The sequence below is a fragment of the Enterococcus sp. LJL98 genome (genome assembly GCF_054871745.1).
This window is the reverse complement of the sequence record NZ_JBTXLU010000009.1, coordinates 98,619-111,085: the sequence shown is the minus strand read 5'-3', so window position 1 is coordinate 111,085 and position 12,467 is coordinate 98,619. Positions and strand designations below refer to the sequence as shown.

At 38.9% G+C, this 12,467-nt stretch carries 19 protein-coding genes; 14 read left to right on the top strand and 5 right to left on the bottom strand.

Annotation, left to right across the window (positions count from 1 at the left end; all coding sequences use genetic code 11):
• Positions 1–2 precede the first annotated feature (2 nt).
• The 14 genes from rpmD (at position 3) to truA (ending at position 9,050) form a co-directional block, all read left to right on the top strand.
• Positions 3–185: a 50S ribosomal protein L30 gene (rpmD, locus tag ACYSNO_RS08625; RefSeq protein ID WP_461730672.1), complete on the top strand. Its 183-nt coding sequence runs from the start codon at positions 3–5 to the stop codon at positions 183–185.
• Between the two features lie 42 nt (positions 186–227).
• Positions 228–668 (top strand): 50S ribosomal protein L15, encoded by a 441-nt coding sequence (gene rplO, locus ACYSNO_RS08620; RefSeq protein WP_461730671.1) that lies wholly within the window; start codon positions 228–230, stop codon positions 666–668.
• Positions 668–1,963, top strand: a complete 1,296-nt coding sequence (gene secY / locus ACYSNO_RS08615; RefSeq protein WP_461730670.1) for a preprotein translocase subunit SecY — start codon at positions 668–670, stop codon at positions 1,961–1,963. Before rplO ends, secY begins: the two co-directional genes overlap by 1 nt.
• A gap of 66 nt (positions 1,964–2,029) precedes the next feature.
• Positions 2,030–2,674, top strand: coding sequence for an adenylate kinase (locus tag ACYSNO_RS08610; protein WP_461730669.1), 645 nt, complete (start codon positions 2,030–2,032; stop codon positions 2,672–2,674).
• A 191-nt stretch (positions 2,675–2,865) separates the two neighbouring features.
• Complete coding sequence (gene infA, locus ACYSNO_RS08605; protein ID WP_071874013.1) at positions 2,866–3,084, top strand: translation initiation factor IF-1; 219 nt, start codon at positions 2,866–2,868, stop codon at positions 3,082–3,084.
• Between the two features lie 32 nt (positions 3,085–3,116).
• Positions 3,117–3,233 carry a 50S ribosomal protein L36 gene (rpmJ, locus tag ACYSNO_RS08600; RefSeq protein ID WP_010742772.1) on the top strand — a complete coding sequence of 39 codons (117 nt, stop codon included), beginning with the start codon at positions 3,117–3,119 and terminating at the stop codon, positions 3,231–3,233.
• 17 nt (positions 3,234–3,250) lie between these two features.
• Positions 3,251–3,619 carry a 30S ribosomal protein S13 gene (gene rpsM, locus ACYSNO_RS08595; RefSeq protein WP_461730668.1) on the top strand — a complete coding sequence of 123 codons (369 nt, stop codon included), beginning with the start codon at positions 3,251–3,253 and terminating at the stop codon, positions 3,617–3,619.
• A 28-nt stretch (positions 3,620–3,647) separates the two neighbouring features.
• The gene (gene rpsK, locus ACYSNO_RS08590) at positions 3,648–4,037 is read left to right on the top strand and encodes a 30S ribosomal protein S11 (RefSeq protein WP_461730667.1); all 390 of its coding nucleotides are present in this window, start codon (positions 3,648–3,650) and stop codon (positions 4,035–4,037) included.
• Between the two features lie 79 nt (positions 4,038–4,116).
• A complete protein-coding gene (locus tag ACYSNO_RS08585; RefSeq protein WP_461730666.1) occupies positions 4,117–5,055 on the top strand; it encodes a DNA-directed RNA polymerase subunit alpha in 939 nt (312 codons plus the stop codon).
• 23 nt (positions 5,056–5,078) lie between these two features.
• Entirely contained in the window at positions 5,079–5,459 is a 381-nt protein-coding gene (rplQ, locus tag ACYSNO_RS08580; RefSeq protein ID WP_461730665.1) for a 50S ribosomal protein L17, read from the top strand.
• A gap of 314 nt (positions 5,460–5,773) precedes the next feature.
• Positions 5,774–6,613, top strand: coding sequence for an energy-coupling factor ABC transporter ATP-binding protein (locus tag ACYSNO_RS08575; RefSeq protein WP_461730664.1), 840 nt, complete (start codon positions 5,774–5,776; stop codon positions 6,611–6,613).
• Positions 6,589–7,455: an energy-coupling factor ABC transporter ATP-binding protein gene (locus ACYSNO_RS08570; RefSeq protein WP_461730700.1), complete on the top strand. Its 867-nt coding sequence runs from the start codon at positions 6,589–6,591 to the stop codon at positions 7,453–7,455. The genes ACYSNO_RS08575 and ACYSNO_RS08570 overlap by 25 nt, the downstream gene beginning before the upstream one ends.
• Complete coding sequence (locus ACYSNO_RS08565; protein ID WP_461730663.1) at positions 7,445–8,242, top strand: energy-coupling factor transporter transmembrane component T family protein; 798 nt, start codon at positions 7,445–7,447, stop codon at positions 8,240–8,242. The genes ACYSNO_RS08570 and ACYSNO_RS08565 overlap by 11 nt, the downstream gene beginning before the upstream one ends.
• Positions 8,243–8,306: 64 nt before the next feature.
• Positions 8,307–9,050 (top strand): tRNA pseudouridine(38-40) synthase TruA, encoded by a 744-nt coding sequence (truA, locus tag ACYSNO_RS08560; RefSeq protein ID WP_461730662.1) that lies wholly within the window; start codon positions 8,307–8,309, stop codon positions 9,048–9,050.
• Between the two features lie 14 nt (positions 9,051–9,064).
• Here the strand turns inward: truA and ACYSNO_RS08555 are convergent, their stop codons facing one another.
• From ACYSNO_RS08555 to ACYSNO_RS08535, 5 genes are all read right to left on the bottom strand, one after another.
• A complete protein-coding gene (locus tag ACYSNO_RS08555; RefSeq protein WP_461730661.1) occupies positions 9,065–9,379 on the bottom strand; it encodes a hypothetical protein in 315 nt (104 codons plus the stop codon).
• Between the two features lie 226 nt (positions 9,380–9,605).
• Entirely contained in the window at positions 9,606–10,250 is a 645-nt protein-coding gene (locus tag ACYSNO_RS08550) for an ATP-binding cassette domain-containing protein (protein WP_461730660.1), read from the bottom strand.
• Positions 10,247–10,882 carry a hypothetical protein gene (locus ACYSNO_RS08545; RefSeq protein ID WP_461730659.1) on the bottom strand — a complete coding sequence of 212 codons (636 nt, stop codon included), beginning with the start codon at positions 10,880–10,882 and terminating at the stop codon, positions 10,247–10,249. The genes ACYSNO_RS08550 and ACYSNO_RS08545 overlap by 4 nt, the downstream gene beginning before the upstream one ends.
• Positions 10,866–11,666: a hypothetical protein gene (locus ACYSNO_RS08540; RefSeq protein ID WP_461730658.1), complete on the bottom strand. Its 801-nt coding sequence runs from the start codon at positions 11,664–11,666 to the stop codon at positions 10,866–10,868. Before ACYSNO_RS08540 ends, ACYSNO_RS08545 begins: the two co-directional genes overlap by 17 nt.
• Entirely contained in the window at positions 11,653–12,429 is a 777-nt protein-coding gene (locus ACYSNO_RS08535) for a hypothetical protein (RefSeq protein WP_461730657.1), read from the bottom strand. The genes ACYSNO_RS08540 and ACYSNO_RS08535 overlap by 14 nt, the downstream gene beginning before the upstream one ends.
• Positions 12,430–12,467: the final 38 nt, after the last annotated feature.

Here is a 12,467-nt window from a genome sequence, read left to right as displayed (position 1 = left end):
ACATGGCTGAATTAAAAATTACTTTAAAACGCAGTGTGATCGGACGTCCTCAAAACCAAAAGGATACCGTTAAAGCGTTAGGTCTAACAAAAGTGAACAGTTCTGTTGTAAAACCAACCAATGAAGCAATCACTGGTATGATTAACACAGTCGCTCACCTAGTGGACGTAGAAGAAGTAAAGTAAGCAATAAAGGCAATTCGATTTTTACTAAGGAGGTGCGAAAGCATGAAACTTCATGAATTAAAACCTGCAGAAGGCTCTCGCCAAGAACGTAACCGTGTTGGTCGTGGATCTTCATCTGGGAATGGTAAAACATCTGGACGTGGACAAAAAGGTCAAAAGGCACGTTCTGGTGGTGGCGTACGTTTAGGATTTGAAGGTGGACAAACACCATTGTTCATGCGTTTACCAAAACGTGGATTCACAAATGTGAACCGTAAAGAATACGCAGTAGTTAACCTTGACATTTTAAATCGCTTTGAAGATGGAACTGAAGTGACTCCATTAACTTTAGTTGAAGCTGGAATCATTAAAGATGAAAAATCTGGCATCAAAGTATTAGGAAATGGCGAATTAACGAAAAAATTAACTGTGAAAGCAGCCAAATTTTCAAAAACAGCCGAAGAAGCAATTGTGGCTATTGGTGGATCAGTTGAGGTGATTTAATGCTGAAACTATTAAAGGATGCTTTTAAAGTAAAAGAAATTCGTTCGAAAATATTTTTTACTGTATTCATTCTTTTCATCTTTCGTCTAGGAACCCATATTACCGTTCCTGGAGTTGATGCTTCTCGTTTGCAAAACATTTCCGACTTGCCCTTTCTAAACATGTTAGATTTGGTCAGTGGGAGTGCCATGCAACGTTTCTCTATTTTCTCCATGGGAGTTTCGCCCTATATCACAGCATCCATTATTATTCAATTGATGCAAATGGATATCGTGCCGAAATTCGTTGAATGGTCAAAACAAGGAGAAGTCGGTCGACGCAAGTTAAATCAAGCAACACGCTATATGACGCTCGTCTTAGGATTCGCGCAATCAATGGCCTTGACTGCTGGATTTAACATGTGGACACAGTATGGTTTTGTCCCAAATCCAAGTGCGAAAACATTTATCTTAATCGGTATTATTTTGACGACAGGAACAATGATTGTGACTTGGTTAGGGGAACAAATTACTGAAAAAGGAATTGGCAATGGCGTGTCAATGATTATCTTTGCGGGTATCATTTCGCGTCTACCAGTTGACATCAAAGGACTAATCGAAGACTACTTTATTAATATTGAAGCTTCAAGAATTTGGCAATCTGCCCTATTCATGGTTGTTTTAGTGATTGCCGTGTTGTTAATCGTAACTTTTGTCACGTTTTTCCAACAAGCAGAACGGAAACTACCGATTCAATATACAAAACGAGTAGCCGGAGCACCAACTAGCTCTTACCTTCCATTGAAAGTAAATGCTGCGGGGGTGATTCCAGTAATCTTTGCCAGTTCGATGATTACGACGCCAAATGCGATTTTGCAAGCAGTTGCGGGATCACAAGGTGGCAAACCTTGGTTTGAATTTGCACAAACCCTGTTTAATTATAATACGCTCCCTGGAGCCATTTTTTATACAGCGTTAATTGTTGCATTCACTTTCTTTTATGCCTTTGTTCAAGTAAACCCTGAGAAATTAGCGGAAAACTTACAAAAGCAAGGAAGCTACATTCCAAGTGTTCGACCAGGTAAAGGAACAGAAGATTACGTTTCAGGTGTTTTAATGCGATTAAGTACGGTAGGGGCACTTTACTTAGGTTTAGTGGCAATCTTACCAATCCTAGCACAAATGCTTTGGAACTTGCCGCAATCAATTGGTTTAGGTGGAACAAGTCTATTAATCGTTATCGGTGTTGCACTGGAAACTGCAAAACAGTTAGAAGGTTTAATGCTGAAACGTCAATATACAGGTTTCATGAATTAAAAGTTTGGTAAGGTGTTGAGGGTTCCCTCAACATCGTTCAAACACTTAATGGGAGGAAATATTAAAATGAACATCATTTTAATGGGATTACCCGGTGCTGGAAAAGGTACCCAAGCAGAAAAAATTATTGCTGAGTACAAGATTCCGCACATCTCAACAGGCGACATGTTTCGTGCGGCAATCGCTAACGAAACGGCTTTAGGCCTGGAAGCAAAATCATACATGGACCAAGGCGCATTAGTTCCAGACGAAGTAACGAACGGAATTGTGAAAGAACGTTTAGCCCAAGCAGACACAGCGAAAGGCTTCTTATTAGATGGCTTTCCTCGTACATTGGAACAAGCGAAAGCGTTGGCTCAAATGCTTAAGGAACTTGGTAAAAAAATTGATGCAGTCATTGACATCCATGTCCCTGAAGAAGCACTTGTTGATCGGTTAGCTGGCCGTTATATGTGCCGTGAATGCGGCGCGACGTATCATAAATTATTCAATCCGACGAAGGTTGAAGGAACTTGTGATCGTTGTGGTGGCCATGATTTCTATCAACGAGAAGATGACAAACCTGAGACGGTTAAGAATCGTCTAGCAATTAACATTAAAAATAGTGAACCAATTTTAGCTTACTATAAAGAAGAGGGTTTATTGCAGTCTATTGATGGTAATCGTGAAATCGATGCTGTCTTTGAAGACGTCAAAAAAATCATCGAATAATCTCATTTGCCCGTAATCGCTGACTTGCAAATAGGAAACTACTCTTGCTTAGTAAGACACATTATGCTATAATGTGTCAGTCTGACTTTTGAATTGAATTCAAAAGCTGTATTGAGAATCTAAGGTGGGAGCACTTGTTTCCGCCGTTTTATCGTGTGAAAATGCGAAACAACTACAAGGAGGTACTGTGCGTGGCAAAAGAAGATATGATTGAAGTCGAAGGTACAGTCGTCGATACTTTGCCGAATGCAATGTTTAAAGTCGAATTAGAAAACGGACATCAAGTTTTGGCAACTGTTTCTGGAAAAATTCGGATGCATTATATTCGAATTCTACCTGGAGACAAGGTGACAGTAGAACTTTCACCCTATGACTTAACTCGTGGCCGTATCACGTATCGTTTTAAATAATTGTACTCCGTAAAATCACAGGAGGTAAGATCATGAAAGTAAGACCATCAGTAAAACCAATGTGTGAACATTGTAAAGTAATTCGTCGTAATGGACGAGTTATGGTGATTTGCCCAGCAAATCCAAAACACAAACAACGTCAAGGATAAACGGAGGTGTAACGAATATGGCTCGTATTGCAGGAGTAGATATTCCTCGTGATAAACGTGTTGTTGTATCCCTTACTTACATTTATGGAGTTGGGAACACAACTGCGAAAAAAGTTTTAGCAAACGCTGGTGTCTCAGAAGAAATTCGTGTTCGCGACTTAACAAACGAACAAACAGACGCTATCCGTGCTGAAATGGACAAATTAAAAGTTGAAGGGGATCTTCGTCGTGAAGTGAACTTAAACATTAAACGCTTGATGGAAATCGGTTCATACCGTGGAATCCGTCACCGTCGTGGGTTACCTGTTCGTGGACAAAACACGAAAAATAACGCACGCACTCGTAAAGGACCGGCTAAAGCAGCGGTTGCAGGTAAGAAAAAATAAAATCCTAAGTGAAGGAGGTTAAAACTTCATGGCAGCAAAAAAAGTGAGTCGTAAACGCCGCGTGAAAAAGAATATTGAAACAGGTATTGTACATATCCATTCAACATTCAACAATACAATCGTGATGATCACTGATACTCATGGTAATGCATTATCATGGTCATCAGCTGGTGCATTAGGTTTCAGAGGAAGTAGAAAATCAACACCTTTTGCCGCTCAAATGGCAGCAGAAGCAGCTACTAAGGTAGCAATGGAACATGGATTAAGAAGTGTAGATGTAACTGTTAAAGGTCCTGGTTCAGGACGTGAAGCAGCAATTCGTTCATTACAAGCAGCAGGTTTAGAAGTGACTGCAATCCGTGACGTAACTCCAGTTCCTCATAATGGATGTCGCCCTCCAAAACGCCGTCGTGTTTAATGAGTGCCACTCATCTTGAGTCTGACAGTCACGTCATTGAACAAGACACTTTTCGTTTAGAAAGGGGTAAGAGATAATAATGATTGAATTCGAGAAACCAAGAATTGCCAAAATTGATGAAGAGAAAGATTATGGTAAGTTCATCGTAGAACCTCTTGAAAGAGGTTATGGAACTACTTTGGGAAATTCCCTACGTCGTATTTTGTTATCTTCTTTACCAGGTGCAGCCATTACTAATATCCAAATTGATGGAGTGTTACATGAATTTTCAACTGTTAAAGGTGTTCGAGAAGATGTCGCTCAAATTATTTTGAATATTAAAGGCCTTGCATTAAAAATGTATGGTCAAGAAGAAAAAACGTTAGAAATCGATATTACAGGACCTGCAACAGTCACTGCTGGTGATATTATCGTCGATAGTGATGTTGAAATTCTGAATAAAGAGATGTATATTTGTACTGTTTCTGAAGGTGCTACATTCCACGCGCGCTTAACTGTTCGCCCGGGTCGTGGTTACGTTCAAGCAGACGAAAACAAAAAAGAAGACATGCCAATTGGCGTGCTTCCAGTTGATTCTATCTACACTCCCGTTCGCCGTGTGAACTACCAAGTAGAAAATACACGTGTTGGACGCCGAGATGATTTTGATAAATTAACAATTGAAATATGGACAGATGGTTCAATTGAGCCATTAGACGCAATGAGTTTAGCTGCAAAAATCATGACGGAACATTTAGATATTTTTGTGAATCTGACAGATGAAGCGAAACACGCTGAAATCATGGTTGAAAAGGAAGAAACACAAAAAGAAAAAATGTTAGAAATGACGATTGAAGAATTAGACTTATCCGTACGTTCATACAACTGTCTGAAACGTGCAGGAATTAATTCTGTACAAGAATTAACCAATAAATCTGAGCCGGAAATGATCAAAGTACGTAACTTAGGCCGTAAATCACTTGAAGAAGTGAAGTCTAAATTAGAAGATCTAGGTTTAGAATTACGTAAAGACGATTAATTTCTACGAAGGAGGGAAACCACGTGAGTTATCGTAAATTAGGACGCACATCATCACAACGTAAAGCGATGTTGCGTGATTTAACAACTGATTTAATCATTAACGAACGCATCGTTACGACAGAGGCTCGTGCGAAAGAAATTCGTTCAACAACTGAAAAGATGATCACTTTAGGTAAACGTGGTGATTTACACGCACGTCGTCAAGCAGCTGCTTACGTTCGTAATGAAGTTGCAAGTGTGCGTGAAGAAAACGAAGAAATCGTTGTTGAGTCAGCTTTACAAAAGCTATTCAATGATATTGCTCCTCGTTATGCAGATCGCCAAGGTGGCTACACTCGTATCTTGAAAACAGAACCAAGACGCGGAGATGCTGCACCAATGGTTATTATCGAATTAGTTTAAAATCACACTTATTGAAAAGTAGAAAAGGGAACTTTTCTACTTTTCTACCATCACTTTATAGATGATTTCTTTAAGAGTGTTATGATGTTGGAAAAATTCTTTTTTTCCGAGTCTAGCTCGTCGCTGATCCCTTGGTTTAGCCAAGGGATGAGCACTCATCATAAAGTGTTTTTTTTATCCTCGAATACCTGTCAAGACAGTTAGTGGAGAATGAAAAGAACAGAAACTTCCATGAAAAGCTTCCTTAGAATTGAAAAATACAACATTCTTTGGTAGTGTTAGTTTAGTAAATCAAGGGATTTAGGAGAGTTGAGATGAAACCAATTATTGAGTTAGAGAATCTAACATTTAGATATCAAAAAAATGACGAGCGTCCAGCCTTAAACGATGTCTCGTTAAACGTATTTCCAGGAGAATGGATTGCCATTATCGGGCACAATGGTTCTGGAAAATCAACGTTAGCTAAGACCATTAACGGGCTACTCGCACCAGAATCTGGAGAAGTCATTGTTGGTGAACATACCTTGAATGAAGAAAACCTCTGGTCGATTCGTCGGATGGTTGGTATGGTTTTTCAAAATCCTGATAACCAATTCGTGGGTGCCACCGTTGAAGATGACGTCGCTTTTGGTTTAGAAAATCAAGGAATCCCACGTGAAGAGATGTTGACTCGAGTGGAGGACGCTTTGAAGCAAGTGCGTATGGATTCTTTTGCGACAAGAGAACCTGCCCGTCTTTCAGGCGGTCAAAAGCAACGGGTTGCCATTGCAGGAGTTGTTGCCTTACGTCCAGATATTATTATTTTAGATGAGGCAACGAGTATGCTTGATCCGGAAGGACGAGCAGAAGTGATTGCGACCATCAAAAAAATCAAAGAACAAAACAATCTGACCGTTCTTTCCATTACCCATGACATCGATGAAGCAGCCAATGCCAATCGTGTCTTAGTCATGAAACAAGGCGAATTGATTGATGAAGGCACACCGGAAAAAATCTTTTCGGCAGGTCCAAAGTTAATTGAACTTGGTTTAGACTTACCTTTCCCAGAAAAACTAAAAGAATCATTGAAAGAAAAGGGCATGCAAGTTCCTGATACCTACTTAACAGAAGAAGGGATGGTGGAGTGGTTATGGACATCCGCTTTGAACAAGTAAATTTTACCTATCAACCAAACTCACCTTTTGAGCAACGGGTCCTTTTTGACATTGATTTACAGATCAAAGAAGGTTCTTATACTGCACTAGTTGGCCATACAGGAAGTGGGAAGTCGACCTTACTCCAACACCTAAATGCCTTATTAAAACCAACGAGTGGCCAAGTTTCAATTGGTGAACGAGTGATTACTTCTGAAACCAATAATAAAAATTTAAAATCGATTCGAAAAAAAGTTGGGATTGTTTTTCAATTCCCAGAAGCACAACTTTTTGAAGAAACGGTCGAACGTGATATTGCATTTGGTCCTAAGAACTTTGGTGTATCGGAAGAAGAAGCCAATGTTTTAGCTGCGAAAACATTAAAGATGGTTGGTTTAGATGAAAGCTATCTTGAGCGCTCGCCTTTTGACTTGTCAGGTGGACAAATGCGTCGGGTCGCGATTGCAGGCGTCTTGGCCATGGAGCCTGAAGTATTAGTCCTAGATGAGCCAACAGCAGGGCTCGATCCACAAGGGCGTAAAGAAATGATGGAAATGTTTGCGCGCTTACACCAAGAAAATAATATTACCATTGTTTTAGTGACACATTTAATGGATGACGTAGCCGATTTTGCGGATTATGTCTATGTACTTGAGAAGGGCGCTTTGGTCAAGCAAGGAACACCAAGGGAAGTTTTTCAAGAAGTCGAATGGTTGCAAGCAAAACAATTAGGCGTTCCGACTGCCACCGCTTTTGCTCAAAAATTGGTAGCACGAGGCATGACTTTTCCTCATTTACCACTAACTGCCGAAGAACTTGCAGAAATGCTCGTCGCAAAGGGGGAAATCGCGCATGATGAATAAACTGATTTTAGGTCGCTACTTACCAGGGAATTCAATCATTCATCGATTGGACCCAAGAGCAAAACTAGTTGCGAGTTTTTATTTTATTGGGATTATCTTTTTAGCCAATAACTTAGCGAGCTATGTACTATTAGGCGCTTTTACCTTTTTCGCTTTGGCCTTATCGAAAATTGATTTTGGCTTCTTTTTAAGAGGCGTCCGACCGTTGATTTGGTTGATTTTATTTACCGTTGCTTTGCAAATCTTTTTTACTGGTGGCGGGGAAGTCTACTGGAAATGGGGCGTCTTTCAGCTGACAGCATTTGGTCTTCAAAACGGGATATTCATCTTCTGTCGTTTTGTCCTCATTATTTTCATGTCGACACTCTTGACCTTAACAACGCCACCATTGGCATTGTCAGATGCGATTGAATATTTATTGAGACCATTGAAACCATTAAAAGTTCCGGTTCATGAAATTTCATTGATGTTATCGATTGCTTTACGTTTTGTGCCAACCTTAATGGATGAAACAGAAAAAATTATGAATGCGCAGCGAGCTCGAGGCGTAGACTTTGGTGAAGGTAATCTCGTTCAAAAAATGAAAGCCGTGATTCCGTTGTTAATTCCGCTTTTTGTCAGCAGCTTTAACCGTGCCGATGATTTAGCAACTGCCATGGAAGCACGTGGCTACCAAGGTGGCGACGGAAGAACGAAATATCGCGTCTTACATTGGTCATTAAAAGACAGCCTCGTTTTAGGCAGTTTTGTCTTTGTAACGATCGCTTTGCTTTATTTAAGAAAATAAAAAATGAAAAGGAGAATAGCCGTCGGGTTGTTGCTCCTTTTTTCTAAGAGAGGAAGAAGTGTCAATGGTTCGCTACAAGGCAGTCATTTCTTACGATGGCACAAATTTTAGTGGGTTTCAGCGCCAATCAGCTGGAAGAACCGTTCAAGGAGAACTAGAAAAAACATTAAGCCAAATGGCTAACCAAACCGTCGAAGTACATGCTTCTGGACGAACAGATGCCAAAGTCCATGCGATTGGCCAAGTGATTCATTTTGATTTTCCATACGCGCGGCCCTTAGAAGCCATGCGCTACGGCTTGGATAGTCGTTTTCCAGATGACATAGCTTGTGTGAGTGTTGAAGAGGTCGCAGAGGACTTTCACGCCCGTTATTTAGCAGTCGGCAAGACGTACGAGTTTCGTGTAGACATTGGGAAACCACGGAGTCCCTTTCGTCGTTATTATGCGAGTTATTTTCCTTATCCGATTGAGATTGAAAAGATTCAACAAGCCTTACCCGATTTACTAGGGACCCACGATTTTAGTGTTTTTTGTGCGTCTGGCAGTTCAGTCGAAGACAAAGTACGGACAATTACTGAAGCAAGTCTTGCGGTAAATGAAGCAGGAGATGAACTCGTCTTTACTTTTAGTGGGGATGGTTTTTTATATAAAATGATTCGAATTATCGTCGGTACCTTATTAAAAATCGGCAATGATCGCTTGCCTGTCGATTGTCTTCCTGAATTAATCGCGAGTAAAAATCGGGATTTAGCGGGACCCACGGCGCACCCAGAAGGTTTGTATTTAAAAGAAGTTCGATACAATTAAAAAAAAGCTGGAATTTACAAATTCCAGCTTTTTTTTGCATCGTCGTACTTTTCGTCCATTTTGGTACGACGATCGATGATTAATTGATGAATTTGTTCTTTAGACATGTCAGATGGCTTTTTCTCACTGTCATAATTTAAGGATTGATCAAGAATGACGGAATAAATGACACCATCAGAACCTAAAATTTGAAGTCTGATTTCAGGTGTAGCGCCGATTGATGGCCAAATAATAAAGGATAAATCATCGTTTTTATTTGTAATCGCTAAATTCCCAGTGAAGGTTAGATAGCTAGGCATTGCTACATTCAAATCATAATTATCCGCCATCAAAAAGTACTCGCTACTCTCATGTATGGGCACAGTTTTGGTATAAGGACGCTAATTTAAGAAATCATTTCCAGCCCATACAATATGAAAGAGGAGAATCGATCCAAATAATAGGCTTAATAAAAGGTTTGTTCTTTTTTCATAATTGAATCACTCGCTTTGCACGTTTTTTGATGTCCTCATCATGAGTGACGACAATCACCATTCCGCATTTTTTTATTCACGCTTAACGAACTTCCGATCGATGACTTAAACGTCCTTCTGACATTTCCAAGAAGGTATCGGATAATACGGATAAATCGTCGTGGTTATGTGAAGCGATGATAATGATTCGATTGGGGGCTTTTAATTCGAGTACGAGTTTTCGAAAGCGTTCAATCGAGGCAAAATCGAGTGCGTTAGTTGGTTCGTCCATTAAGATGATTTCTGGTTTTTCAAAAATGGTTTGAGCGATAGCGAGTTTTTGATTCATTCCTAAGGAGAAATCTTTCACTTTTGTTGGATCATCGGCTTTTAATCCAATAGCAGTTAAAGCCCAATCAATATCGGCATCGGTTGCTGTCTTTTTAATATCGCGTAAAATTTGAAGATTGAGTTTCGCGTTAAAGGCTTCTTGTAGTTTAATATTTTCAATCATGAGACCGAGGCTTTCGGGAAAATCGATGTCTTTAGTAATAACCTTATCATTAATTTCAACGCTTCCAGAAGTAGGATAAATCAAACCAGATATTGCACGAAGTAGCATACTTTTACCACTGCCATTTTCACCATAAAGACCATAAATTTTTCCAGGAGTCAGCTCAAGGTTGATATCGTCTAAAATGGTTTTGTTGCGAATTTTTTTGGTGTAGTGTTTGAATGTAATTGTCATAATAGAATCTCCTGTTTTTTTATAAAGTGATTAGTCAATAAGATTAAGAGTGAATCCACGACTAGGGTGATACCAATTGCTAGATAAACATTACCGGTTAAACGAATTGTGTGGATATAAGTCATCCACTGCGTATTAAAAGAATTTAGGAGGACAAATAGAATAACCATGAGCAAGAGAGAAATCGTTGCACTCATTTTTATTTCGATAAATGTCTGTAAAATAATAAAACCGTAAATCGCTAAAGTCTGTAAGATAAATAAAGGAAGGACCTTAATTGAAAAATGACGAAAATACAGCGATGCAATGCCCAACATTAGTGTATTCATGCTAATAATACTTCGAAAATTATCCCATAAACAAATTAGGTACTGCTTTTGACGATTCTTTTGACGAATCAAAAAGACGACGCGTTTAAAGTAAAAATTATCACGTGCTTGATCAAAAACAAGTAAATAAAAAATCATTTGAAAAAACAACGTATAAAGCAGTGATAATGGATTCGCAAGGATAAGCGGGAGACCTTGAATTGTTTGATCAAAGACGGGTTCGCCGTAATGCGTGATATTTAAGATAAATAGGTAAATCAAACCTAAGCTATAGTAATAAAGACGGTTACTTTTCTTTGGCATTTAAGATAAAGTCCTTTCTTAGGAAGAGTAGGCGTTTCATGACTTCTAAGACTAGAATCAAGACGATTAGATACAAACTTTGAGTGACGAGAGTCAAGAGCATCTCTGAAGTAACGATAAAATCGTAATAATAAACCGCTTCATGGAAAATATTAATACCCAATGCGCCGAGTGCATTCACTGGCTCCCAGTACGTAAGATGCAAGGTAATCGGTGCAAAGTAATTGAATATTCCTAAAAGAGAGGAAGCGATTATCGCCTTACCAAATGATAAAAAGAGTCCGTAAAAAGTTTGGAAAATTTGAGCAAGGGTTAAATAAAATAAAAAAACAATCAATAGCTGTGCACTAAAATAAAAAAGCATTCGTTGTGGGAAAGCCAATGCTTCTGGTAAAAATAGTGTAGTGAAAAGTATTGTGATAATAACCATTACAGAGGATAAAATTAGACTCATATTAATTGCTGCACGTGTGTTATCCCATAATATCTTTTTCTTTGAGCTGCGATAAAGCCAACTGTCTTTTAATGGACGCATTTTAATATAGAGAACAGTGGAAAAGATAATAGAAAAGAAAATACCATGCATCCGTGCTTCAACGGCTCCTCCAAGTAATAGGTACAATGTAGTGGAACCGAGGAATTGGTCTTTTTGGTCTGCAAATTCAGAAAATGGGTTAAAGGCTGTGAGAGCAATGGAATTCCATAAATTGTAAATAAGAATCACCGCAATTAATCCAATCAGTAAAAGAGCGAAACGTGTTTGTCTTCGGTTATAAGTAGTCATTTGTTGCGTACCTCCGGATTAGAAGATAAATGATTAAAATTGTCGGAATCGTAAAAATGAGTAAAGCAACAATTGCATAGCTCAAACCATACTCTGTAAAGGGCTGGATAGCCATTGATAAGTCATAGGGAATGAACCACCAAATCAACCAATAAATCATCGCAAAAGAATAAACAACTTTTCGATTTGGAAAGACAAGTGCTAGCAATCCAATCAAAAGACTCATCAGGAAAAAAATAATACAAGCAAAAAGGACATAAATCATATAAGTAATATTCGTGTGGGCGTAGACCCAAGTCCCTACTTTTTCCCAAGAAGTGAAAACTTCTAGCATTTCTGCATAACGCTGATCAAATACGGCTGTTGGTTTAGGAATTAATAATAAAACGATTAAGGAATTTACAAGAAAACCCAAAACAAAAAAAGAAGTTAACAGGCTCGCATTCGTGAGGCATTTTGCCAGAAGCCCTTTTTTCTTAGGGGTTCGAATTTGCTCAACTAAAAAAGCATTCGAAGTGCGCTCTTTAATGAAACGTTCAGCGAATAGTAAGAAGGCATAGAGCGGGAAAACCCAAAATAACAAAATCGCTGCAACATGCCCACGGCTATTGGAAGCAAGTATCATTTTTTGGGCAATAAAAGATAAACCTAAAGTACTTTTAGAAGATAAAAAAATATCAGCTAATGTGATAATACTAATAAATGACAAAAGGAGCCAAGGGTAGAGCAAGTGTCGATTTTTCTTTAATTCAATTGTAAACATATAAGTACCTACCTTTAAATAAGAGTAAAGCTCCTAAA